Origin of the sequence: Xanthomonas sp. CFBP 8443 (genome assembly GCF_025666195.1) — a bacterium.
Lineage (GTDB): Bacteria > Pseudomonadota > Gammaproteobacteria > Xanthomonadales > Xanthomonadaceae > Xanthomonas_A.
Window position 1 is genome coordinate 206,837 of sequence record NZ_CP102592.1, and the last position, 23,310, is coordinate 230,146.

Sequence of the window (23,310 nt, forward strand, 5' to 3'; positions counted from 1 at the left end):
GCATGCCCGCACCCAGCACTCTCGCCGCCTCGCTCGCCATGAGCCTCGCCCTCACCGCCACCGCCCAAGCCGACGAAGGCATGTGGATGCCGTCGCAGTTGCCGGAGCTGACCAAGCCGCTGCGCGAGGCCGGATTCCGCGGCGATCCACGCGACCTGGCGGCGGTGACCCAGCCGCCGTTGAGCGCGGTGGTGAAGGTCGGGGGCGGCACCGGCGCGTTCGTGTCCGGCGACGGGCTGTTGCTCACCAATCACCACGTCGCCTACGGGGTGATCCAGTACAACACGTCGGCCAAGGAGAACTTGATCGACAACGGGTTCATCGCCAAGGAGCGCGGCGACGAGCGTGCGGCCAATCCGGATTTCCGGGTGCTGGTGACGGTGGGCTTCGACAAGGTCACCGACGCCGTGCTGGGGCCGGCCAAGGGCAAGACCGGGCGTGCGTATTTCGATGCGGTGGATGCGGCGAGCAAGCGCATCGTGGCCGATTGCGAGCGCGAGGGCGGGGTGCGCTGCAGCGTCGCCAACATGTACTACGGAACCGATTTCTACCGGATCCGGCAGCTGGAGCTGCGCGATGTGCGCCTGGTGTATGCGCCGCCGCGGGCGATCGGCAACTACGGCGACGAGATCGACAACTTCATGTGGCCGCGCCACACCGGCGACTTCACCCTGCTGCGCGCCTACGTCGGCAAGGATGGCAAGCCGGCCGACTACAGTGCCGACAACGTGCCGTACCAGCCGCCGGCGCATCTGCAGATCGCCACGCAGGGGCCGAAGGCCGGGGACTACGCGATGCTGGCCGGCTATCCGGGCATCACCTACCGGCATCGCACGGCGGCGGAGTTCGACGAGCAGGTGAACGCGGCGCTGCCGCAGCGGGTGGCAGTGTTCGACCAGATGATCGCGGTCATCGAGGCGGCGGGCAAGGCCGACACCGAGGCGCGCACGCGCTATGCGTCGCAGCTGCAGTCGCTGAAGAACAATCGCAAGCGCGCGGCCGGCGAGCTGGAAGGCATGCAGCGCAGCGATGCGGTGCGGCTGCGCGGCGAGGACGAGCGCGGCATGCTCGCCGCCACGCATGGCGAAGACGCGCGCGACATCGCGGCCTTGCAGTCGCTGCTGGGCCAGGCATCGGCACTGCGCGAGCGCGATCTGCTGCTGTCCCTGCTGGGCACGCAAACCCAGTTGTTGTCTTCGGCGCTGACGCTGGAGCGGTTGCGGCTGGAGTCGACCGCGCCCGATGCGCAGCGCGAGAGCGGTTACCAGCAGCGCGACCACGGGTTGATCGAGGGCAAGCTGAAACAGGTGCAGCGGCGCTATTCGCCGGCGGTGGAGAAAGCCTTGCTGAGCGCGTTGCTGGGCCGCTACCAGCAGTTGCCCGATGCGCAGCGCGTGCCTGAATTCGATGCGGTGTTCGGGCGCACGCCGGCGCAGCTGCAGCGGGCGCTGGACGCCGCGTACGCCGGTACAAAGCTGGGCGCGGAGGCCGAGCGTTTGTCGCGCTTCGCCGCCGCGCGCGAAGGCAAGCCGGTGGCGGCCGATCCGCTGATGACCCTGGCCGCGGCGCTGGTGCCGGCGCAAAAGCGCCTGGAGGACGAGCGCAAGGCCCGCGATGGCGAGCAGTTGCGCCTGCGTCCGGCCTACATGCGCGCGCTGTTCGCCTGGCGCAAGCAGCAGGGGCGGGCGGTGTATCCGGATGCCAACAGCACCCTGCGCATCAGCTATGGCCGGGTCGAGCCGCTGGCGCCGCGCGATGCGGTGAGTTTCGCACCGGTGACCACGGTGGCCGGCATCGTCGAGAAGAACACCGGGCAGGTGCCGTTCGATGCGCCCAAGCCGTTGCTCGCCGCGATCGCCAAGGGCGATTTCGGCAGTACCGCCGATGCGCAGCTGAAGACCCAGCCGGTGAACTTCCTGACCAACCTGGACACGACCGGCGGCAATTCCGGCTCGCCGGTGCTCAATGCGCGCGGCGAGCTGATCGGATTGAACTTCGACAGCAATTGGGAGGCGGTCAGCGCCAGCTGGTGGTACGACCCGCGCTACAAGCGGGCGATCCACGTGGACATGCGCTACCTGCGCTGGCTGCTGGCCAAGGTGTATCCGGCGCCGCAGCTGCTGCAGGAACTGCACTTGCCGCCGGAGTGAGCTGCGTCCCACTCGCGGGCGCCGGCGTGCTGCATCTGCTGCCCGATCGGTCGCGTGGCGGATGCGCGCGTGCTGCGGCCTGCGCGAGGCGACGCTGCCTTCGCGCAGGCGATCCTAGGCTGTGACGATGCTGCCGATATCTCCGACGCCGTTGCCTCGCGCGTTCTACGCGCGCGACTCTCGCCTGGTCGCGCCGGAGCTGCTGAACAAGCTGCTGGTCGCCGCCGATGGTCGTTGCGGACGTATCGTCGAGGTGGAAGCCTACTGCGGTGCCGAGGATCCGGCGGCGCATTCGTTCCGCGGCATGACTCCGCGCACGCAGGTGATGTTCGGTCCGCCCGGCCATCTGTATGTCTATTTCATCTACGGCATGCACTGGGCGCTCAATGCGGTGTGCGGCGGCGCACCCGGGCACGCGGTGCTGATCCGTGCGCTGGCGCCGGTCGCGGGGATCGAGGCGATGCAGCTGGCGCGCGGCGCGGCGCGCCTCGCCGATCTCACCCGCGGCCCCGGCCGGCTGGCCAAGGCGCTCGGTGCCTCGGGTGCGGACAACGGGTTGGACCTGACCCGGACCAGTTCGCGCCTGTGGCTGGGCGAGGACGGCACACCGCCGCCGGCCGACCCGGTGGCCACGCCGCGCATCGGCATCACTAAGGCCACGGAGGCGATGTGGCGCTGGTATGTGCCGGGCGATCCTAACGTGTCGGGGCCTGCGTCGCCGGGTACGAAACGCAAGGGTGCTCGCGTGAGCTGACAGGTTGATAGCCGGCGCGTCGATGCATGCAAGGCGCGCTACGGCGGAATGGCTGGGATCAAGGCGTCGGGACTGAAGTCCCTCCCACAGTGCACCCGACGAGTCGGCTGCGAGCCCTCTGGTAGGAGCGGCTTCAGCGCGACGAGCGAAGCGACGAGGTTGCCGTAACCGGAAGGCGTCGGGGCTGAAGTCCCTCCCACAGCGCACCCGGCGAGGTCGGCTGCAAGGCGCTTGTAGGAGCGGCTTCAGCCGCGACAAACGGCGCGGCGGAGTCACCGCAATCGGAAAAATCGCATGGAAGACCGATGCACGCTCGACAGGATTGGCGACACCATGACCGCGTCTGGTCACCCGGGAAGACATTGACCGCCACTTCATCATGCCAAGCGGACCCGGCTGACGCAGCCACGCCAAGCGCGCATAGTCAGCAAGGTGCACAGGGAATGAGCACCTATTTCAGGCGCCGCATACATCGCATTCGCGTGGGCGCAATGCGGCGCAACGGAGGATGCAGGCTCCTCCCACGTCGCGAGATGCCACCATGAAAGTGCTCAATGTCCTCACCCTCGTGCTGCTGATCGTCGGCGGCCTGAACTGGGGCCTGGTCGGCCTGTTCCAGTTCGACCTGGTCGCCGCGCTGTTCGGCGGACAGAACGCAACGCTGTCGCGGATCGTGTACACCCTGGTCGGCATCTCGGCGCTGTGGCAACTGGTGCCGCTGTTCACCAATCAGCACACCCCGGTCCGTCATGGCCAGCACGCCCACCACCACTGACGAGCGGCGCGGCGCCGGTGCCGACGCTCGCGCCGGCGCCGCAGGGCAGAGACCACGCAACGCTTCCAGTTGCTGGCAGCGCCTGCTCCGGCCGATCCTGCGCCATCATCGTGCCGTTGGCGGCAAGCGCTGAGAAGCGCGAGGCTGGAAAGCAGGATCACAACGGGCTCTCTGGCGGCGGGCCTTCAGAAGGAGCGTGCGTCCATGGATTGTCGCCATGGACGCTAGAACCATTACGCAGACATCGTGGTGCGTGACGGAATCTCCCGGCTTCGCCGGCGCGCCTTCGTCAGCGCGCCCTTCCAAACGCGGCGTTGGGTGCCGCATCCAGCTGCGCGATCGCATCCGCCACCACCGCGTCGAACGGTGCGTCGACATCTACCGAGATCACGTCCGGCTCCTCCAGCGGCAGCTCCAGCGTGTCGATCTGGCTCTGCAGCAGGCCGGGCGGCATGAAGTGGCCGCTGCGCAGCGCCAGGCGCGCGGCGATCACGTGCGCGGCGGCGTGCAGGAACACGAACCGCATTGGTACGCCGCTGTCGCGCAGCTGCTGCCGATGCGCGCGGCGCAGCCCGGAAAAGGCCAGCACCACGCTGCGGCCGGCGTCGATCGACTGGCGCAGGCGTAGTGCCAGCGCCGCCACCCAGGGCACGCGCTGCGCGTCGGTGAGCGGGACGCCGCGGGCCATCTGCGCCTTGGCCTCGACGCTGTGGACATCGTCCGCGTCCAGGAACGCATGGCCGTAGTGCGCGGCCAGCGCCTGTGCGACGCTGGTCTTGCCGCTGCCGGAAATGCCCATCACCACGATGGCTTCGCTGCGCTGCGGCAAGAAATTCTGGGATGTCGCGTCCATCACGAGCGGTTATACCTTGCTGGGGGTTTGGCATGATGCGTGCGCCGGCGTTGGCGGCGCGCGCAGCGTGGTGTAGCGTCGGCACGCCACGATCGGCGCAACGTGCCTTGCGCCCTTCCATCATCGCATGCCCACCCGTACAGGACCGCCGATGCCGACACCGCCGCAACGCGCCGATGCACCGCTGCGCTGGACCGAGAAGGTCGGTTACGGCGTCGGCGACATGGGTTTCAATTTCTACTGGGCCAACATTTCCGCGTTCCTGCTGATCTTCTATACCGACACCATGGGTCTGCCGGCGGCCGCGGTGGGCACGATGATCCTGCTGACCAAGGTGGTCGACGCGGTCACCGATCCGCTGATGGGCGCGATCGCCGACCGCACGCGCTCGCGCTGGGGCAAGTTCCGGCCGTACCTGTTGTTCGCGGCGCTGCCGATGGCCGCCAGCGGCGTGCTGGCCTATACCACGCCGGATCTGGGCCAGGGCGGGCGGCTGGTCTGGGCCTACGTCACCTTCGGGCTGATGATGCTGATGTACACGGTGATCAGCATTCCGTATTCGGCGCTGTCGGGGGTGATCACCGCCGACAGCCAGCAGCGCACCACGCTGATCAGCTTCCGTTTCATCGCCGCCTTCGCCGGCACCACGCTGGTCAACTACGCCACGCTGGACATGGTGCGCTGGTTCGGCAACGGCGACGACGCGCAGGGCTGGCAGCGCACGATGCTGGTCTACGGCATCGCCGCGGCGGCGCTGTTCGCGATCGTGTTCGCGACCACGCGCGAGCGCGTGCAGCCGTTGCCGCAGCCGCGCACGCCGGTGCTGCAGGACATCGCCGACCTGTTGCGCAATCCGCCGTGGCGGGTGCTGTTCGTGCTGGCGCTGGTGATCATGATCACCATCGTCATGCGCGCCGGCGCCGGCGTGTACTACTTCAAGTACTACATCGGACGCCCGGAGCTGACCGGGTGGTTCCTGGGCAGCTATTCGGTGGCGCTGGCGGTGGGCGCGGCGGCCACGCCGCTGTTGACCCGGCTGTGCGACAAGCGCCGGCTGATGATGGGATTGATGGTGCTGGTGGGCGTGCTCAGCTGCGCGATGTTCTTCATCCCGCGCGATGCGATCTGGGCCTTGTTCGGCATCAATCTGCTGATCGGCCTGGCGTTGGGCCCGAAATCGCCGCTGGCGTTCTCGATGTACGCCGACACCGCCGACTACACCGAATGGAAGACCGGACGCCGCGCCACGGCGATGACGTTCTCGGCGGCGACGTTCTCGCAGAAGCTCGGCGGCGCGCTGGCCTCGGCCTGTATCGCGTGGATGCTCGCGGCGATGGGCTACGTGGCCAACCAGGCGCAGAGCGGCGCTTCGCAGCTGGGCATCGTGCTGCTGCTGACCGTCATTCCCGGCGCGGTCGCGCTGTTGGCGGCGTGGACGATGCATTTCTATCCGCTCGACGATGCCAAGCTGTTGCGCATCCAGCAGGAACTGGCCGCGCGCAAGCGCGCCGCAGAAGAGGCGAATGCATGAGTACCGGCAACGACGTATCCGGCGAGGCGACCGACCTGCTGGCGCCCAGCGCCGACGGCGAGCGCTACACGCTGTACAGCCCGATCGCACTGCCCAATGCCGGCGGCTTCCTGTGGAACCGGCGGATGATGATCCAGGCCACCTGCCGCGGCTACGCCACCGCGCAGTTCATGCAGCCGGAGCCGGCCAAGTACGCGCATGCGCCGAACCTGGAGGCGCGGACCTTCATGCAGCCGGAGCAGCCGTACTACGCGCACCATCCCGGCCGTTTCTTCTACCTCAAGGACGAAGACAGCGGCGCGGTGTACTCGGTGCCGTACGAGCCGGTGCGGGCGCCGCCACAGGCGTTCCGCTTCTCGGTCGGCAAGCGCGACATCGTCTGGTGCGCGCGCTACGCCGACATCGAGGTGGAGCTGCGCCTGCAGGTACCGGTCGACGACACCGTCGAGCTGTGGCAGTGCCAGGTACGCAACCTGGACGGGCGCGCGCGCCGGATCGCGCTGTATGCGTATTTCCCGGTCGGCTACATGTCGTGGATGCACCAGAGCGGCGAGTACCGCGCCGACCTGGGCGGCATCGTCTGCCGCAGCGTCACCCCGTACCAGAAGGTCGAGGACTATTTCCGCAATAGGGACTTCAAGGACTGCACGTTCCTGCTCCACGAGCAGCCGCCCGATGCCTGGGACGCGCGGCAATCGGCGTTCGAAGGCGAGGGCGGCCTGCATGCGCCGACGGCGGTGCTGCAGCCGCGGCTTGGCGGAACCGATGCGCGCTACGAGATGCCGACCGCGGCCTTGCAGTACTGCCTGACGCTGGAGCCGCAGCAGGAACGCACGCTGCGCTTCCTGTTCGGCCCGGCACGCGACGATGCGGAGATCGGCGCGTTGCGCCAGCGCTATCTGTCCGCCGCCGGTTTCGCCGCTGCCGCGGACGCGTACAGCGCCTATCTGGATGAAGCCGCCGGCTGCCTGCACATCGCCACGCCCGATCCGTGCCTGGACAACCTGGTCAACCACTGGCTGCCGCGGCAGGTGTTCTACCACGGCGACGTCAACCGCCTGACCACCGATCCGCAGACCCGAAATTTCCTGCAGGACCACATGGGCATGAGTTTCCTGCGCCCGCGGACCGCGCGCGCGGCGTTGCTGCATGCGCTGTCGCAGCAGGAAGCCAGCGGCGCGATGCCGGACGGCATCCTGCTGATCGAAGGCGCGGAACTGAAGTACATCAACCAGGTGCCGCACACCGACCATTGCGTGTGGCTGCCGGTGTTCCTGTCGGCCTACCTGGACGAGACCGGCGATGCGGCGCTGCTGGAGGAGGCCGTGACCGGTGCCGACGGACGCAGCATCAGCGTCGCCGAGCGGCTGGACGCGGCGATGCGCTGGCTGCTCGGGGCGCGCGATGCGCGCGGGCTGAGCTACATCGCGCAAGGCGACTGGTGCGACCCGATGAACATGGTCGGCTACCGCGGCCGTGGCGTGTCCGGCTGGCTGTCGGTGGCTACCGCCTACGCGCTGCAGTTGTGGGCGGACATCTGCGACCGGCATGGTCGCGCGGCGCAGGCGGCCGCGTGCCGCGCCGGCGCGGACGCGGTCAACGCCGCGGTCAACCGCGAGCTGTGGGACGGCGACTGGTACGCGCGCGGCATCACCGACGACGGCGTGCGCTTCGGCATCAAGGACGACGCGGAGGGCCGCATCTACCTCAATCCGCAGAGCTGGGCGCTGCTCGCCGGCACCGCCGACGCTGACCGGCGCGCGCGCCTGCTGCAGGCGGTCGATGCGCAACTGGACACGCCCTACGGGCCGACGATGCTGGCGCCGCCCTACACCGCGATGCGCGAGGACGTGGGCCGGCTGACCCAGAAGCATCCCGGTTCGGCGGAGAACGGTTCGGTCTACAACCACGCCGCGGCGTTCTACCTGCATGCGCTGTACGCGATCGGCGATGCGGATCGCGCCTGGCGCGTGCTGCGCGCGATGATCCCCGGGCCGGACCTGGCCGACTACCTGCAGCGCGGCCAGCTGCCGGTGTTCGTGCCCAACTACTACCGCGGCGCCTGGCGCGAACTGCCGCGCACCGCCGGCCGTTCTAGTCAGCTGTTCAATACCGGCACCGCAGCGTGGTTGTACCGCTGTCTGATCGAAGGATTGTTCGGGCTGAAGGGCGAAGGCGAGGCGCTGGGCGTGCGGCCGCAATTGCCGTCGCACTGGACGCAGGCCACCGTGCAGCGCCGTTTCCGCGGCGCGTCGTTCGAGGTGCGCATGCAGCGGGTTGCCGGATGCGTTGCGCAGCGGGTCAGCGTCGATGGGCAGGCGTTGGAGCTGCCGCGGATCGAGGGCATCGAGCCGGGGCGCCGCTATCGGGTCGAGGTGGTGTTGCCGGAGGGGTGAGGGCGGCTCGAGCGATCGGGCTGCGGATGGTGTCTGTCGCGGCTGAAGCCGCTCCTACAGGAGCGCGCATGCGGCCGGCCGGGTGCACTGTAGGAGCGGCTTCAGCCGCGAGAGTAGTCCCTGCTACGCGCGCACCGCATCCGCGGTTTCGATCAGGTCGTCCCATTGCAGCCTGGTGTTCGCCGCGTCGTCGCTTTCCAGCAGGGCGCGGCGCGCGGCGCGGCGCAGGGCGCGGCTGATCCAGGTCTGCAGGTCGCGACCGGAACGGCCTGCGCTGCGTTCGGCCAGCCAGTCGGCGGCCTCTGCGGCGTCGAACGCCAGCGGCTTGCCATGCAGCAGGCGCGCGACGATCGCGCAGCGCGCGGCGCGGTCGGGCAGGCCGATCTCGATCTGCCGGTCCAGCCGCGACAGCAAGGCCGGGTCGATCGCGGCGGCATGGTTGCTGGCGGCCAGCAGGAACACCTGCCCGGCCTGGCTGGCCACGCCGTCCAGCTCCTGCAGCAGTTGGCCGACGATCTCGCGGGTCAGCGCGTCGTCGCCATCGGCGCCGCGCGCCGGGGCGACGATGTCGATCTCGTCGACGAACACGATGCACGGCGCCTGCGCGCGGGCGCGTTCGAACGCGGCCTGCACGCGCTGGCCCGACTGGCCCAGGTAGGCGGCCTTGAGGTCGGCGCCGGTCAGCGCGATGAACGCCAGGCCCGACTGGCTGGCCAGGATCCGCGCGAGCTGGGTCTTGCCGGTGCCGGGCGGGCCGTACATCAGGATCCCGCGCGGCACCGGCACGCCCAGCGTGGCCAGCGTCTCGGCGTTGCGCAGTTCCTTGCCCAGGCCGACGAATTCCTCGATCACCGGCGCCGGCAGCACGATGTCGTTCCAGTCCAGCGGCGCCACGCGGGTCGAGCCCTTGCCGCGCAGCAGGCGCAGTTGCGCCAGCAGCGCGTCGCTGTCGAGTTCGCCGTCCAGGCACTCGGCCGCCACCCGCGCCACCAAGGTGTGCAGGTCGCGCCCGGACAGGCCGCTGCTGTCGGCGACCACGCGCGGGTCCAGCGCCAGCGCGAAGCCGGCGCGCTCCAGTTCGCCGCCGAGGATGCGCGCGCGCGCCGCCGCGTCGGGCAGGCCGATGCCGATGCTGGCGGTGAAGCGCGACATCACCGCGTCGTCGAGCAGGTCGGGCCGATTGGTGGCGCCGATCACCAGCACCTGGCCGCGCGCTTCGTGGAAACCGTCCCATTCGGCCAGGAAGGTCTGTACCAGTTCGGCGCCGAAGCTGTCGCTGTCCACGCCGCCACGGCGCGCGAACACGCTCTCGCATTCGTCGATGAACAGGATCGCCGGCGCCTTGGCACGGCAGCGCTGCCAGATCGCCTGCACCTTGGGCCCGGTGTGGCCGACGTGCGCGGCCTTCAGGTCGGCCACGCCCAGCGCCTCGAAATGGCAGCCGGCATGGCGCGCCAGCTTGCGCGCGATCAGGGTCTTGCCGGTGCCCGGCGGCCCGTGCAGCAGCATGCCCTTCGGTGCCGGCGTGCGCCCGGACACGAACAGGTCCACCAGCTTCAGGATCTGGTCCAGGGTGCTGTCGGGCAGGGCCACGTCGGCCCAGTGGCGGTGGATGGCATCCATGCTCTGCAGCCGCTGCTGCAACACGCGCTGTTGGCTGCGCGCCTCCATCCAGGCCTCCACGTGGCGGTGCAGTTCGGCGATCGGCTGCGCCTCGGCCGCCGCGTTGGCCGCCACCGCCAGCGCCAGCTCGCGTAGTTGCGCCTGTTCGCTTGCCTCGAACTCGGCGGCGATCGGGATCAGCGCGGCGTCATGGGCGTCGTCGGGCAGCACCAGCAGCGCCTGCACGCGCGGCTCCGGTTCGGCGCCGTCGTGCAGCGCCAGCATGCGCGCGCCGGACAGGTCGCCGTGCGCCGCGGCGATCCGCAAGCGGCCCTGCAGTTCGCGTAGCGGCCAGGGCGCGCGGGTGACGCGGTACGGATGGGCCGGGTCGTGGCGGTCGTCGTCGGCGAACTGCACCAGTGCCAGCGGCCGCCGCGCGAAACCGGCCAGCAGCGCGCGTTCGTCGTGGCTGACGTGCCGGGCCAGCAGGTGCGCGCCGCCGATCACCAGCAGCGCATACAGCAGCAGCGACGGCAGCGCGCGCTGCACCAAGTGCAGGGTGCCGTGTTGCACGCCGAGCAGGCGCCACCAGTCCAGGTAGCCGTGCGCGTCGCCGAACCAGTGCGCGCTCATCCACGGCAGCGCCAGCAGCAGGAACACCAGCAGCGCCAGCCGCCAGCGCCAGTCCGGCAGCAGCGGGCGCAGCAGCAGCGCCGGCCACCACGCGCGGCGGCGCGCACGGCGCAGCACCGCGGTCGCCGCCTGCGCCGCTTGCGCGACGAAGTCGCGGCGGATCGCGGCCACGGCCTGTTCCACCGCCGGCAGGTGCCGCTCCACCTCGGTCTCGGCCGCGGCCTGGCGCACCTGCGCCTGATCCAGCTGGGTCTGCAGCCGCAGCCGTTGCTGCTGCAGATAGCTCGCCCGCGACGCGATCGGGACGGACGACATCAGCGTGGGCGGGCGTGGGCGTTCACGGCACGGATCTTAGCCTGCCGCACGCGCGGCACTGCCGGCACCCGGCGCATAGCCCCTCTCCCATCGGGAGAGGGGTTGGGGTGAGGGGACGGCGCCCGCGATCCACGGCGCCGCACCACGTCCGGACGCGCTCACGCGCGCCGCGAGGCCGGTGCGGCGAACGCGCGCGTCCACAGCAGCGGATCGCTGCCATCGAGCAGCACCCAGCCCTGCGCGCGCGCCTGCAACGGATCCTCCAGCACCTGCTGCGGCGTGACCGCCACGTCGCCCGGCGTGCCCCACAGTCCGGCCCAGGCGTTGCCGCCGGCGTGCCCGGCCGCCTGCACCGCGCATTCGGCCAGTGCTACGGTGTCCTGCAGGCGCGCATCGGGCCGGCGGAACAGCGGGAACGGCGCGGCGCCGACCGACACCGTCAACGGCAGCAGTTCGCCCTGGCCGGCCTCCACGCGCAGGCGTTCGACCGCTCCGCGCAGGTGCGCGGCCAGCGCGAACGCGGCGGCCGCGGAGGTGTCCGCGCGCACCACCAGGAACTCCTCGCTGCCCCAGCGTGCGATCAGGTCGCCAGCGTCGCAGCTCGCGCGCAGGCAGTCGGCCAGCGCCAGCAGCGCGCGGTCGCCGGCGGCATGGCCGTAGCGCGCGTTCAAGGCCTTGAAGCCGTCCACGTCGACCAGCAGCAGCGCGCAGCGGCTGTCGTCGCGCTTGTCGTGCGTCGGCGTGGCGAACAGCGCCTGCATCCTGCGTTCGGCTTCCGGCCGGTTCAGCAGCCCGGTCAGCGGATCGAGCAGGCTCCGGTCGGCGGCCCGGCGCTGGCGGCGGCGGTACACGATCACCAGCGTGGCGCCGAGCAGCAGCACCAGCGCCAGGCCGATCGCGATGCGGCCGGCGCTGTCGGCGCGCGCCTTGCCCGCCGCGGCGGCCGGCGGCAGCGTGCGCGCCGCGTCGGCCTGCAGCTTGGCCAGCGAGGCGAGGGTTTCGGCGCGGGCCTTGTCGCGATCCATCGCGCGCGCCTGTTGCGCGTAGTGCGCCGCGGCGTCGGCATGGCCCAGTGCGGCGTGGATCTCGCTGATCAGGTCCAGCCCGTTGCGGATCTCCGCCGTGAAGCGGCTGCGCTCGGACAGCGCTTGCGCCTGCTCCGCATAGGCCAGCGCGTCCGCGGCCCGGCCCTGGTCCAGGCGCAGCCGCGCCAGGCGTTGCAGCGTGACGGTGGCGCCTTGCGGGTCGCCGTTCGTCTGCTGCCACTGAAATGTCTTCTGCAGGATCGGCTCGGCGCGCTCGGTATGCCCGCCGGCGCGCTGGATCTCGCCGCGATGGCTGGCGATGCGATACAGGAACACGTCCTGGTTGCCCAACTTGGCCGCCACCCCGGTGGCACGATCGAAGGCGGCATCGGCCTCGTCATAGCGCTTGAGCATCAGCAGCGCGTAGCCGTAGTTGTAGTACAGCATCATGTCGCCCGGCGTCGGCGGCCGTTGCACCTGTTCGGTCAGGACGATGGCCTGGCGGAAGTAGCGCAGCGCGCCTTCCGAATCGTCCAGTGCGTCGCCGCGCATCAGCGCGATTCCGGCCAGCGCGCCGATCTGCGCGTTGGTGTCGCCGGTGCGCTGCGCATCGGCCTGGATCTGCTCCAGCAGCTCCATCGCACGCGTCAGCTGGCCGTTCTGCTGCAGCAGCGCCGCCGCCTGCAGGCGGCCGCCTGCATGGACGATCGGCGGCAGTCCCGGCGTCTGCAGCAATGCGAGCAGGCGTTCGGTCGTCGCCGCCGCCTGCGTGCTGTTGCCCAGCACCTGCTGGGCGGTGGCCAGGCACGCGGTCGCCCGCACCTGGGTCGGCACCGGCAGGCCAGGCTTGGCCAGCAGGTCCCTGGCGATGTCCAGCGAGGCGCTGGGCTGCTGCGAGATGCTGGCGTGGCAGCGGCGCAGCAGTGGCTCGTACGGATCGTTGCCGGGAACGGTCTGCGCCAGTGCCTGGCCCGCCAGCAGGCCTGCGACCACGAACACGGCCCGGCCTGGGCCGGTGAGGAAGTGAAGCGTCATCGTTTTGCAATCCAGGCGCGTCGAGCGGTGGCATCGGCCCGTGCAGCATGCGCGGCAACCTGCAGGTCCGGTGCCGTGTCGCATCCAGCGGGAAGACGGAGGTGGCTAATATAGCCGCAGTCCGCGCCCGCCTGTCGGCGGCGCACTCCTTCCACAGGCCCCGCGCATGCCCGACCTGCCCACCCCCCAGCGCTCCAGCGATCGGCCCGACGCCGCGGGGCCGCTGGCGTGCTTGCGGCGCTGGTGGCGCGCGATCCCGCTGGCCGATCGCGTCGATCGGCGCAATGCGGCGTTGCTGCAATTGGTTCTGGTGTTCGTGGGCCTGTATCAGCTGGCGGCGATGCCGGTGGCATGGTGGCGGGCCGGCACGGCCATCGATCCGGTCGCGGTGTGGTTGGCGGGGCTCAACGCGTTGGCGATGGGAGTGTGCTTCGCGTTGCTGCGGCGTGGCGCGTTCCTGTGGGCGGCGCGGTTGTTCGTGGTGGTGAGCATGGCGCTGTTGACCGTGGGCTATGCGCGCTGGGGGCTGGAGGCACAGCTGCGCAGCCAGCTCGGGCAGCTGCTGCCGGTGCTGGTCGGCGGGCTGCTGCTGAGCCGGCGCGCGCTGTGGGGCGCAGTGGCGTGGCTGGCGCTGGTGGTCGCGCTGGGCGCGTGGCGCGATGCGGCGCGCCTGTTCTTCCTGCCGGCGATGTGGCCGCGAATACTGGAAGTCGCCCTCGGCAGCCTGGTCGGCTTCGTGATCGTCGCCCTGGTGCTGGACCAGTCGGTGGCGGCCCTGCGCGAGAGCCTGGCGCTGGCGCGCAAGCGCGGCAACGAGTTGGCCCGCTCGCGCGACCGGCTGCAGCTGGAGATGCAGGAAAAGGAGCGCTCGCGCGATCAGCTGGTGCACGCGCAGAAGATGGAGAGCGTCGGCCGCCTGGCCAGCGGCGTGGCGCACGATTTCAATCACCTGCTGAGCCTGATCATGGGCTATGCCGCGCGCGGGCGGCGCAGCGACGATCCGGAGCAGCTCAAGGCCGCCTTGCAGGGCGCCGACGCGGCGGCGCGGCGCGCGGCCGCGGTGACCCGCAAGCTGCTGGATTTCAGCCGCCAGGAAGCCACCCGACTGGAAGTGTTCGAACCGGCCGAGACCATCGCCGGGATGCGCCCGATGCTCGACCAGCTGTTCGGCCCGGACGTGCAGGTGCGCCTGCAGCTGCACGAAGCACCATGCCCGGTGCGCTTCGACCGCGCGCAGCTGGAACTGATCGTGCTCAATCTCGCCGCCAACGCGCAGCAGGCGATGCCCGAGGGCGGGCAGTTCGAACTGGCGCTGGCGCCGCAGCCCGGCGCGATGCTGGAGATCGTCGCCCGCGACAACGGCCACGGCATGAGCGAGGACGTGCGCACGCGCTGCCTGGAGCCGTTCTTCACCACCAAGCCCAGCGGCCAGGGCACCGGGCTGGGGCTGGCGGTCAGCGCCAACCTGATCGCCGCCGCCGGCGGCGCGCTGCTGGTCGAGAGCGCGCCCGGGCGGGGCAGCGTGTTCCGCCTGCGGCTGCCGCTGCACGCAGGCGCCGCGGCGGCCACGTGAACGGCAGCGGCGGGCACGCCCTAGACTGCAGCGATCGCCGCGGAGGCCTCGCCCTTGGTCTCTAGCTGGATCCTGCTGCTGGTGTCGGTCGGCTACGCGGCGCTGCTGTTCGCGGTGGCGTGGTGGGGCGACCGGCGCCCGTTGTACCCGGAGCGGCCCTGGCTGCGCCCGGCGGTCTACAGCCTGGCGCTGGCGGTGTACTGCTCGTCGTGGACGTTCTACGGCGCGGTCGGCAGCGCGGTGCGCAACGGCGCCGGTTATCTGCCCATCTATCTCGGCCCGCTGCTGCTGCTGCTGTTCGGCTGGCGCATCATCGAGCGACTGGCGCTGATCGCGCGCAGCGAGAACACCGTCTCCATCGCCGACTTCATCTCCTCGCGCTACGGCCGCTCGCGGCGACTGGCGGCGCTGGTGGCGGTGATCGCGCTGATCGGCGTGGTGCCGTACCTGGCGCTGCAGTACAAGGCGGTGGCGATGAGCCTGCAGGTGCTCAGCGGCCAGTCCAGCGCCGGGGCGCCGTTCTATGCCGATCCGGCGCTGTACGTGGCGTTGCTGATGGCGCTGTTCGCCACGCTGTTCGGCACCCGCCAGGTGGATGCCACCGAACACCACCACGGCATGATGCTGGCGATCGCGCTGGAATCGGTGGTCAAGCTGCTGGCGATGGTCGCGGTCGGCGTGTTCGCCTACGTGTGGCTCAGCGGCCGCGAGGGCCAGGTGCTGCAGTCGGCGCGCACGCTGTTCCAGAACACCCCGCCGGTCGGCTTCATCTCGCAGACCCTGCTCAGCTTCCTGGCCATCGTGTGCCTGCCGCGGCAGTTCCACGTGGCGGTGGTGGAATGCAGCGACATCGGCGACATCCGCAAGGCGCGCTGGCTGTTCGGGCTGTACCTGGTGATCATCTCGGCGATGGTGGTGCCGATCGCCGCGGCCGGCGTCGCCCTGTTCGGCGGCGGCGACGTGGCCGACGACAGCATCGTGCTGGCGCTGCCGCTGGCCCAGGGCCGCACCGCGCTGGCGCTGGTCGCCTACGTCGGTGGCTTCTCCGCCGCCACCGGCATGGTCATCGTCTCCAGCATCGCGCTGGCGACGATGATCAGCAACGACCTGGTGATGCCGGTGCTGCTGCGCCGCCGCGGGCACCAAGCCGCTGGCGGTTCCGACGTCGCCTCGCGGGTGCTGTGGATCCGGCGTCTGGCGATCCTGCTGCTGGCGCTGATCGCCTACGGCTACTACCGCAGCAGCAGCAACGACAGCACCCTGGCCTCGTACGGGCTGATGGCCTTCGCCGCGGTGGCGCAGTTCGCGCCGGGGGTGATCGGCGGGCTGTACTGGCGCGGGGCCAGCCGCAAGGGCGTGGAGACCGGCATGGTGCTGGGCTTCGTCGTGTGGATCTACACCTTGCTGCTGCCGGCGCTGACCCAGGCCGGCTGGCTGGCGCCGCAGTGGCTGCACGACGGGCCGTTCGGCATCTCCTGGCTGCGCCCGCAGCAGCTGTTCGGCATGAGCGGTTGGGACCCGTTGGCGCACGGCACGTTCTGGTCGCTGCTGCTCAACGTCGGCACGATGATGCTGGTATCGGCGCGCTGGCGGCCCGGGCTGGACGAGCGGCTGCGCGCGGCGCCGTTCCTGGAGCCGTATTCGCAGCGGCCGGCGGTGGCCGGCGACTGGCTCGGGCTGGTGCACCTGGTCGACCTGCAGGCCCTGGCCGAGCGCATGGTCGGCGAGCGCCATGCGCGCCGCGCCTTCGCCGAACAGGCGCAGCTGCTCGGCCGCGAGCCGCAGCCCAATGCGGTGGCCGACCGCGTCTGGGTGCAGTTCACCGAACGCCTGCTCGCCGCCTCGATCGGCGCGGCCTCGGCGCGGCTGGTGCTGACCAGCCTGCTGCGCGGTTCGGGCATGGACCTGGGCGAGGTGGTGGCGGTGCTCGACGAGGCCGGGCAGGAACTGCGCTTCAACCGCGAGATCCTGTCGACCACGCTGGAGAACATCAGCGCCGGGGTCAGCGTGGTCGATCCGGCGATGCGCCTGACCGCGTGGAACCGGCGCTACCAACAGATGTTCGGCTATCCCGACGGCATGCTCTACGTCGGCCGCCCGGTCGCCGACCTGATCCGCTACAACGCCGAGCGCGGCGAACTGGGCGAGGGCCGGATCGAGGAGCAGATCAGCCGCCGCATCGCGCACCTGCGCGCCGGCACCTCGCACGTGTTCGAGCGCACCCGCAGCGACGGCAAGGTGATCGAGATGCGCGGCCAGCCGCTGCCCGGTGGCGGCTACGTGACCAGCTACAACGACATCACCGACTACAAGCGCGCCGAGCAGGCGCTGCTGGAAGCCAACGAGACGCTGGAGCAGCGCGTGGCCGCGCGTTCGCGCGAAGCCGAGCTGGCGCAGCAGTCCAAGACCCGCTTCCTGGCCGCGATCAGCCACGACGTGCTGCAACCGCTCAACGCGGCGCGGCTGTTCGCTTCGGCGCTGCGCGAAGCGCACCAGAACGAGGAACAGCGCCACCTGGCCGAGCGCGTGGACGCCTCGCTGCGCGCGGCCGAGGAACTGCTCGACGGGCTGCTCGACGTGTCGCGGCTGGACGCCGGCGGCCTGCGCCCGACCATCGAGGACTTCGACGCCAGCGTGCTGCTGCGCGAACTGGCCGCACAGTACATCCCGGTCGCCGCCGGCCGCGGCCTGCGCATGCACGTGTTCGCGCGGCCGATCTGGGTGCGCAGCGACCGTCGCCTGCTGCGCCGCGTGCTGCAGAACTTCCTCGCCAACGCGCTGCGCTACACCCGCCAGGGCCGCATCGTGCTGGGCATGCGCGGGCGCGGCGAGGAACTGGAACTGCAGGTGTGGGATACCGGTCCGGGCATTCCCAAGCACCACATGCAGCAGATCTTCGAGGAATTCCAGCGCTACCAGCAGCCGTTCGACTGGGGCGAGCAGGGCCTGGGCCTGGGCCTGTCGATCTGCCAGCGCATCTCGCGCCTGCTCGGCCACGACCTGGATGCGCGCAGCGCGGTCGGCCACGGCAGCATGTTCTCGATCACCCTGCCGCGGGTGGCGCCGGTGCCGCAGAAGCAGCAACGCCAGCAGCGCGCCGCCGCCGCGGCCGATTCGCTGGCCGGGCTGCGCGTGCTGTGCGTGGACAACGACCAGGAGATCCTCGACGGCATGCGCGCGCTGCTCGGGCGCTGGCAGGTGGAGGTGATCTGCGCCAGCACCGTGGACGAAGCGCTGGCGCTGGCGCCGCGCGCGCCCAACGTGATGCTGGTCGACTACCACCTGCACGACCGCCTGGACGGGCTGGACACGCTGGACGCGCTGCGCGAGGCGATGGTCGGCCCGGTCGCCGGCGCCCTGCTCACCGCCGACGGCCGCGACGAACTGAAGCTGCAGGCGCGCGAGCGCGGCTACCGGGTGCTGACCAAGCCGGTCAAGCCGGCCTCGCTGCGCGCCTTCCTGACCGCGTACCACGATCCGATCAAGAGCGACTAGGCCGGCGCCGCGCGATTGCCGCGTGCAGCGCCAGCCGTACGCGGCTGGACCAATCGTCCCTGCCGCGGCGGCGCTGCGCGGCATTGCGTCCGTGCAATCGCGTCCGGCTTTGGCCTGCCGATCGCGTTGGCAGGCGGTGCAGCGGCGCTGCGTAGCCGCACTGTGTGCGCGGTGTGTCGCCGCTCGGCACGACACGCGTTGCGACGCGATCCTGCACGGCTATCGTGGCAGGCCCGTTCCGCCTGCTGCCGTCGCCCCCGCATGACTTCACCGCAAGACGCCGCGATCCCGTCGGTTCCCGCATTGCTGGCGGCACTGGAGGCCGGGCAGCCGCTGCAATTAGAGCAAGGCGCGCGCCGCTACCTGCAACATGCGCCCGACGACGCCCTGGCCAGCAGCCTGCTGGCGATGAGCTTGCAGATGCAGGGCCAGCCGGCGCAGGCGGCCGCGCTGTATCGCGCGCTGGCCGAGCGCCAGCCGCAGGACGTGGCGCACTGGAACAACCTGGGCACGGCCTTGCGCGAGGCGCGGCGTTTCGCCGAGGCACGGCAGGCGTATGCGCAGGCGCGCGCGCTGGCGCCGGAGGATCCGATGCTGCACCACAACCTCGGCCTGCTGGCGATGGACCAGGGCGACTACGGCGCGGCGCGCGGGCATCTGCTGGATGCGCACGCGCTGGCGCCGCAGTCGCCGCCCTTGCGCGTGCACGCCGCGATGGCCTGCCACGAATGCGGCGACGTCCAACGCGTGGCGGCGCTGATCGCGGACTGGCGGCAATGGCCCGCGCAGGACGCGCAGATCATGCTGGAGCTGGCGTGGCTGCTGTCGCAGGCCGGCGATACCGACAGCGCATGCCAGATGCTGCGCACGTGCGCGGCCGGCGCGATGCCGCAGCCCGAGCGCGCCTGGTCGCGCCTGGTGCTGGTGCTGGAACGCGCCAACCGCCTCGATGAAGCGCGCCAGGCGGCGGCGCAACTGCCGGCGCCGGAACGGATCGAGGACATGGACGCGCGCCACGATGCGCTCAATGCGCTGGCGGTACTGGCGATGCGCGACGGACGCTGGGACGCCGCGTACCGACTGCTGACCGGCTTGCTCGGCGCGGCCACCGACACGCGCAAGCAGAGCAACCTGTTCTTCGCGATGGCCCGCGTCTGCGACCGCCTGGGGCGCCACGACGAGGCGCTGGCGGCATGCGCGCAGGGCCATGCCGGGCAGGTCGACGGCATCGCCTCGCTGGTGCCCGAGCTGCTCGCGGCGGACGCGCCGCCGCTGCCCGCCGCGCGGCGCCGCTGGGATCCGGCGCGCTACGCCGCGGCGCGACCGGTGGCCGGCCCGGTGCGCGAGGCGTCGCCGATCTTCGTGGTCGGTTTCCCGCGTTCCGGCACCACCCTGCTGGAACAGATGCTCGATGCGCATCCGCAGTTGTGCGCGATGGACGAGCGGCCGTTCCTGCAAGCGCTGGCCGAGCGCGGCGAACGCCGCGGCCTGGCCTGGCCCGGCGGCCTGGGCGAACTGGACGACACCGACTGCGCCGCGTTGCGCGCCGACTACTGGCAAGCGGTGCGCGGCGTGGTGGACCTGCGGCCCGGGCAACGCCTGGTCGACAAGAATCCGCTGAACCTGCTGCGCCTGCCGCTGATCCGGCGGCTGTTTCCCGAGGCGCAGGTGATCCTGGCGCTGCGCCACCCCTGCGACGTGCTGTTGAGCTGCTACATGCAGGCGTTCCGGTCGCCGGCCTTCGCCGTGCTGTGTTCCAGCGCGCAGCGCCTGGCGCAGGGTTATGCCGATGCGATGGCGTGCTGGCTCTACCACGCCGAGCTGCTGCAGCCGCACGCGCTGGAAATCCGCTACGAAGACCTGGTCGCCGATCCGCAGGCGCAGGTCGCGCGGCTGGGCGGCTTTCTGCACCTCGACCAGCCGGCGCGGCTGCTGGATTTCCAGCGCCACGCACGCGCCAAGGGCTTCATCAGCACGCCCAGCTATGCGCAGGTGGTCGAGGGCATCAACCGCAAGGGCCTGGACCGCTGGCGTCCGTATCGCGGTTTCTTCGAACCGGTGCTGCCGCTGCTGCAGCCCTATCTGCAGCGCTGGGACTATCGCGTCGACTGATGGGCGTACATGCGTTGCCTGCGGCGGCTGCCGTGGTCCGTCGCCGGTGCGCGTGCGCATGTCTTCGGACGATGTAGCGATTGTGCCAAGCGCTGGCGCAATCCGGCACAGCGAAACAACACTTTTCTTATAAAAAACTAACAAGTGCTTGACGGTCCCGACGACGTCTGCCCGAGGTATCCAACAAAAAGACATCGCGCCCTGCGCGATCGGAAATCGGTTCGCGTCCGCGTGCACCGCTGGCGTGCTGTTGCCCATCACATGAGGTTTTCCCCAATGTCCGTACCGAAGAACAGACTCGCCCAGGCCATCTGCCTGGGAATGGCCACGCTTCCCGCCACGCTCTACGCGCAAGGCGCCGATACCGCTGCGCCGGCAGCGGCCGATGGCGCGGTGGACCTGGACCGGGTCACCGTGACCGGCTCGCTGGTGCGCCGCGTGGACGTGGAGACCGCCAGCCCGGTCACCGTGGTCGATCGCCAGCAGATCCAGCAGAGCGGCAAGCAGACCCTCGGCGACCTGATGCAGTCGCTGCCCGGCATCGCCGGCGACGCGACCAATCCGCAGGTCAACAACGGCGGCGGCGACGGCGCCTCGACGGTGTCGCTGCGCGGCCTCGGCGACCAGCGCACGCTGATCCTGATCGACGGCCACCGCATCCTCAACAACGACATCAATTCGATCCCGACCAGCATGATCGATCATGTCGAAGTGCTGAAGGTCGGTGCGTCGGCGCTATACGGCTCCGACGCCATCGGCGGCGTGGTCAACTTCATCCTGCGCAAGAATTTCGAAGGCGGCGAATTCGTCGCCAACTACGGCCAGGCCAGCCGCGGCGACGGCGCCCGCCAGGGCGGCGCCTTCACCTTCGGCAAGACCTGGGACCGCGGCAACCTCGTGGTCGGCATCGACTACAACAAGCAAAAAGCGATTTCCTCGGCCGATCGCGCGTTCTCCAAGGACGCGATGTATCTGTCCAGCGGCAGCGTCTACAAGGGCGGCTCCAGCCGCACCCCCAGCGGCTACTACAAGCTGCCGGCAAGCACGCTGGCCGCCAACGGTTGCAGCGCCAACGGCGCGATGACCAGCGACGGCGGTGGCGGCTACAAGTGCTACTCCTCCTCCGATGCCTACAACTACCAGGCGCAGAACCTGCTGATGACCCCGCAGCAGCGCGTCAACAGCTTCGTGCTGGGCAGCTTCAACATCACCGACAAGGTGCAGGCCTACGTCAACGCCTACCACAACCACACGATGTCGAACTCCGCGATCGCGCCGCTGCCGTTCGATGCGCAGAGCGACGGCCTCACCATCGCCGCCGATAACCCGTACAACCCGTTCGGCGTCGAGTTCGGCCCCAATGGCTACGAGTACCGCACCCGCTTCAGCTCGCTGGGCCAGCGCCAGACCTTCTACGACACCGCTACCGACCAGGACGTGCTCGGCTTGAAGGGCAGCATCGGCGATACCAGCTGGGTGTGGGACGTCAACTTCAATTACGGGCACTACAAGCAGCGCAACTGGAGCCACGGCTATGTGGACTACGCGGCGTTGCAGGATGCGATCGATGCGGGCGAAGTGAACATCTTCGACCAGACCGACGCCAACACCATCGACTGGATGAACAGCCACGAGTCGATCCCGCGCTACCAGACCACGAGCATCACCCGCCAGTGGGAAGCCAGCGCCAACGGCAGCGTGTGGGAGTTGCCGGCCGGCAGCGCACAGCTGGCGGTCGGCGCGTTGTATCGAAAGGAGAGCCTGGGCTACACCGTCTCCAGCAATGCGCTGATCAACAGCGACAATACCTGCGAGATTTCCTCCGAGGCGTGCTCCTCGCCGCTGAGCGGCTCCTTCAGCGTCAAGGAAGCCTATGCGCAGCTGTTCATCCCGCTGCTGGCGCAGTCCTCGCCGATCGGCGCGTTGAACGTCACCCTGAGCGATCGCTTCTCCGACTACAGCAGCGTCAGCTCGACCAACAACAGCGCCTCGTTCCAGCTCGAGTGGCGCCCGATCCACGACCTGATGGTGCGCGGTACCGTGGCGCAGGTGTTCCGCGCGCCAACCATTTACGATCTGTACCAGGGTCCGACCGCGAACTCGCCGACCTTCACCGATCCGTGCATCGACTACAGCGGCAGCGGCCACGAGAACGCCTGCGAAGGCGTGGCCGCCGGCTGGAGCGGCTCGGGCCTGTCGCAGACCAACGCGATCGTGTCCGGCTCGACCTACGCCAACTACAACCTGAAGCCGGAGAAGGGCACCTCCTACGACTACGGTATCGTCTACAGCCCCGAGTCCGTGCCGGGCCTGTCGTTCAACGCCGACTGGTGGAAGGTCAAGCTCGACGACCTGATCCAGTCGATCTCAGCACAGACCGTGGCCAACATCTGCTACAACGACGAGAGCAGCCCGTACTGCAGCTACATCCACCGCTATGCGGCGGGCACGGTCAGCGCCGGCAACATCGACTACATCGAGACCCCGGTGGTCAACATCGGCAAGCTGGACACCCAGGGCATCGACTTCGGCGCCAACTACGCGCTGCCGGAGACGGCCTACGGCAAGTTCACCTTGGCCCTGGACAGCACCTACCTGCAGCGCTACGACATCGACACCGGCGACTCGGTGGTGCACATGGCCGGCAAGTACAACTCGTCGTACGGCAACTACGCGCGCTGGCGCGCCCGCGGCCAGATCGGCTGGAAGCTGGGCAACTGGGACGCGACCTGGACCACGCGCTGGGTCGGCAAGATCCAGGTCGGCAGCACCGACCTATCGGAGAACATGTCCGCCGATGCCGCCGACAAGGGTGTGGTGCTGAACTACGGCAGCTACATGTACCACGCGCTGCAGCTTGGCTACGACATGGCCGACGCCAACATCCGCTTCGACCTGGGCGTGGACAATCTGTTCAACAAGCAACCGCCGGTGCTGTACCAGAACAACGTGCTGAACGCGAACACCGACGTGAGCACCTACGACACGGTCGGCCGCTACTACTGGATGCGCGCGACCTATCGGTTCTGAGTGTCTTGGCCGGCGTCTCTTGCATGCGCAA

At 70.0% G+C, this 23,310-nt stretch carries 12 protein-coding genes; 9 read left to right on the forward strand and 3 right to left on the reverse strand.

Going from position 1 to position 23,310, the window contains the following annotated elements; all coding sequences use genetic code 11:
• Positions 1–38 precede the first annotated feature (38 nt).
• From NUG20_RS00840 to NUG20_RS00850, 3 genes are all read left to right on the forward strand, one after another.
• Positions 39–2,150: a S46 family peptidase gene (locus tag NUG20_RS00840; protein ID WP_263396598.1), complete on the forward strand. Its 2,112-nt coding sequence runs from the start codon at positions 39–41 to the stop codon at positions 2,148–2,150.
• Positions 2,151–2,277: 127 nt separating this feature from the next.
• Positions 2,278–2,904, forward strand: a complete 627-nt coding sequence (locus NUG20_RS00845) for a DNA-3-methyladenine glycosylase (RefSeq protein WP_263398584.1) — start codon at positions 2,278–2,280, stop codon at positions 2,902–2,904.
• A 541-nt stretch (positions 2,905–3,445) separates the two neighbouring features.
• Positions 3,446–3,679, forward strand: a complete 234-nt coding sequence (locus NUG20_RS00850; protein WP_263396599.1) for a DUF378 domain-containing protein — start codon at positions 3,446–3,448, stop codon at positions 3,677–3,679.
• A 289-nt stretch (positions 3,680–3,968) separates the two neighbouring features.
• Here NUG20_RS00850 and NUG20_RS00855 read toward each other — a convergent pair whose 3' ends face one another.
• The gene (locus NUG20_RS00855) at positions 3,969–4,532 is read right to left on the reverse strand and encodes a gluconokinase (protein ID WP_263396600.1); all 564 of its coding nucleotides are present in this window, start codon (positions 4,530–4,532) and stop codon (positions 3,969–3,971) included.
• 151 nt (positions 4,533–4,683) lie between these two features.
• On the opposite strand from NUG20_RS00855, the gene NUG20_RS00860 reads away from it, so the two are divergent.
• Together NUG20_RS00860 and NUG20_RS00865 are read left to right on the forward strand one after the other, a co-directional pair.
• The gene (locus NUG20_RS00860; protein ID WP_263396601.1) at positions 4,684–6,063 is read left to right on the forward strand and encodes an MFS transporter; all 1,380 of its coding nucleotides are present in this window, start codon (positions 4,684–4,686) and stop codon (positions 6,061–6,063) included.
• Complete coding sequence (locus tag NUG20_RS00865) at positions 6,060–8,459, forward strand: GH36-type glycosyl hydrolase domain-containing protein (RefSeq protein ID WP_263396602.1); 2,400 nt, start codon at positions 6,060–6,062, stop codon at positions 8,457–8,459. Before NUG20_RS00860 ends, NUG20_RS00865 begins: the two co-directional genes overlap by 4 nt.
• A 123-nt stretch (positions 8,460–8,582) precedes the next feature.
• Here the strand turns inward: NUG20_RS00865 and NUG20_RS00870 are convergent, their stop codons facing one another.
• Complete coding sequence (locus NUG20_RS00870) at positions 8,583–11,009, reverse strand: AAA family ATPase (RefSeq protein ID WP_263396603.1); 2,427 nt, start codon at positions 11,007–11,009, stop codon at positions 8,583–8,585.
• Between the two features lie 158 nt (positions 11,010–11,167).
• Entirely contained in the window at positions 11,168–13,069 is a 1,902-nt protein-coding gene (locus NUG20_RS00875; protein WP_263396604.1) for a GGDEF domain-containing protein, read from the reverse strand.
• A gap of 166 nt (positions 13,070–13,235) precedes the next feature.
• On the opposite strand from NUG20_RS00875, the gene NUG20_RS00880 reads away from it, so the two are divergent.
• The 4 genes from NUG20_RS00880 to NUG20_RS00895 all read left to right on the forward strand — a co-directional run bounded on the left by NUG20_RS00880 (position 13,236) and on the right by NUG20_RS00895 (position 23,279).
• On the forward strand, positions 13,236–14,642 hold the full coding sequence (locus NUG20_RS00880) for a sensor histidine kinase (RefSeq protein WP_263396605.1): 1,407 nt from the start codon (positions 13,236–13,238) through the stop codon (positions 14,640–14,642).
• A gap of 54 nt (positions 14,643–14,696) precedes the next feature.
• Positions 14,697–18,137 carry a hybrid sensor histidine kinase/response regulator gene (locus NUG20_RS00885; protein ID WP_263396606.1) on the forward strand — a complete coding sequence of 1,147 codons (3,441 nt, stop codon included), beginning with the start codon at positions 14,697–14,699 and terminating at the stop codon, positions 18,135–18,137.
• A 261-nt stretch (positions 18,138–18,398) separates the two neighbouring features.
• Positions 18,399–20,249: a tetratricopeptide repeat-containing sulfotransferase family protein gene (locus NUG20_RS00890; RefSeq protein WP_263396607.1), complete on the forward strand. Its 1,851-nt coding sequence runs from the start codon at positions 18,399–18,401 to the stop codon at positions 20,247–20,249.
• 321 nt (positions 20,250–20,570) lie between these two features.
• Positions 20,571–23,279 carry a TonB-dependent receptor gene (locus tag NUG20_RS00895; protein ID WP_263396608.1) on the forward strand — a complete coding sequence of 903 codons (2,709 nt, stop codon included), beginning with the start codon at positions 20,571–20,573 and terminating at the stop codon, positions 23,277–23,279.
• The last annotated feature ends 31 nt before the right edge of the window (positions 23,280–23,310 follow it).

Coding starts and splice junctions, on each gene's coding strand:
- NUG20_RS00840 (WP_263396598.1), top strand. CDS start 39: ATGAGCCTCGCCCTCACCGCCACCGCCCAAGCCGACGAAGGCATGTGG.
- NUG20_RS00845 (WP_263398584.1), top strand. CDS start 2,278: ATGCTGCCGATATCTCCGACGCCGTTGCCTCGCGCGTTCTACGCGCGC.
- NUG20_RS00850 (WP_263396599.1), top strand. CDS start 3,446: ATGAAAGTGCTCAATGTCCTCACCCTCGTGCTGCTGATCGTCGGCGGC.
- NUG20_RS00855 (WP_263396600.1), bottom strand. CDS start 4,532: ATGGACGCGACATCCCAGAATTTCTTGCCGCAGCGCAGCGAAGCCATC.
- NUG20_RS00860 (WP_263396601.1), top strand. CDS start 4,684: ATGCCGACACCGCCGCAACGCGCCGATGCACCGCTGCGCTGGACCGAG.
- NUG20_RS00865 (WP_263396602.1), top strand. CDS start 6,060: ATGAGTACCGGCAACGACGTATCCGGCGAGGCGACCGACCTGCTGGCG.
- NUG20_RS00870 (WP_263396603.1), bottom strand. CDS start 11,009: ATGTCGTCCGTCCCGATCGCGTCGCGGGCGAGCTATCTGCAGCAGCAA.
- NUG20_RS00875 (WP_263396604.1), bottom strand. CDS start 13,069: ATGACGCTTCACTTCCTCACCGGCCCAGGCCGGGCCGTGTTCGTGGTC.
- NUG20_RS00880 (WP_263396605.1), top strand. CDS start 13,236: ATGCCCGACCTGCCCACCCCCCAGCGCTCCAGCGATCGGCCCGACGCC.
- NUG20_RS00890 (WP_263396607.1), top strand. CDS start 18,399: ATGACTTCACCGCAAGACGCCGCGATCCCGTCGGTTCCCGCATTGCTG.
- NUG20_RS00895 (WP_263396608.1), top strand. CDS start 20,571: ATGGCCACGCTTCCCGCCACGCTCTACGCGCAAGGCGCCGATACCGCT.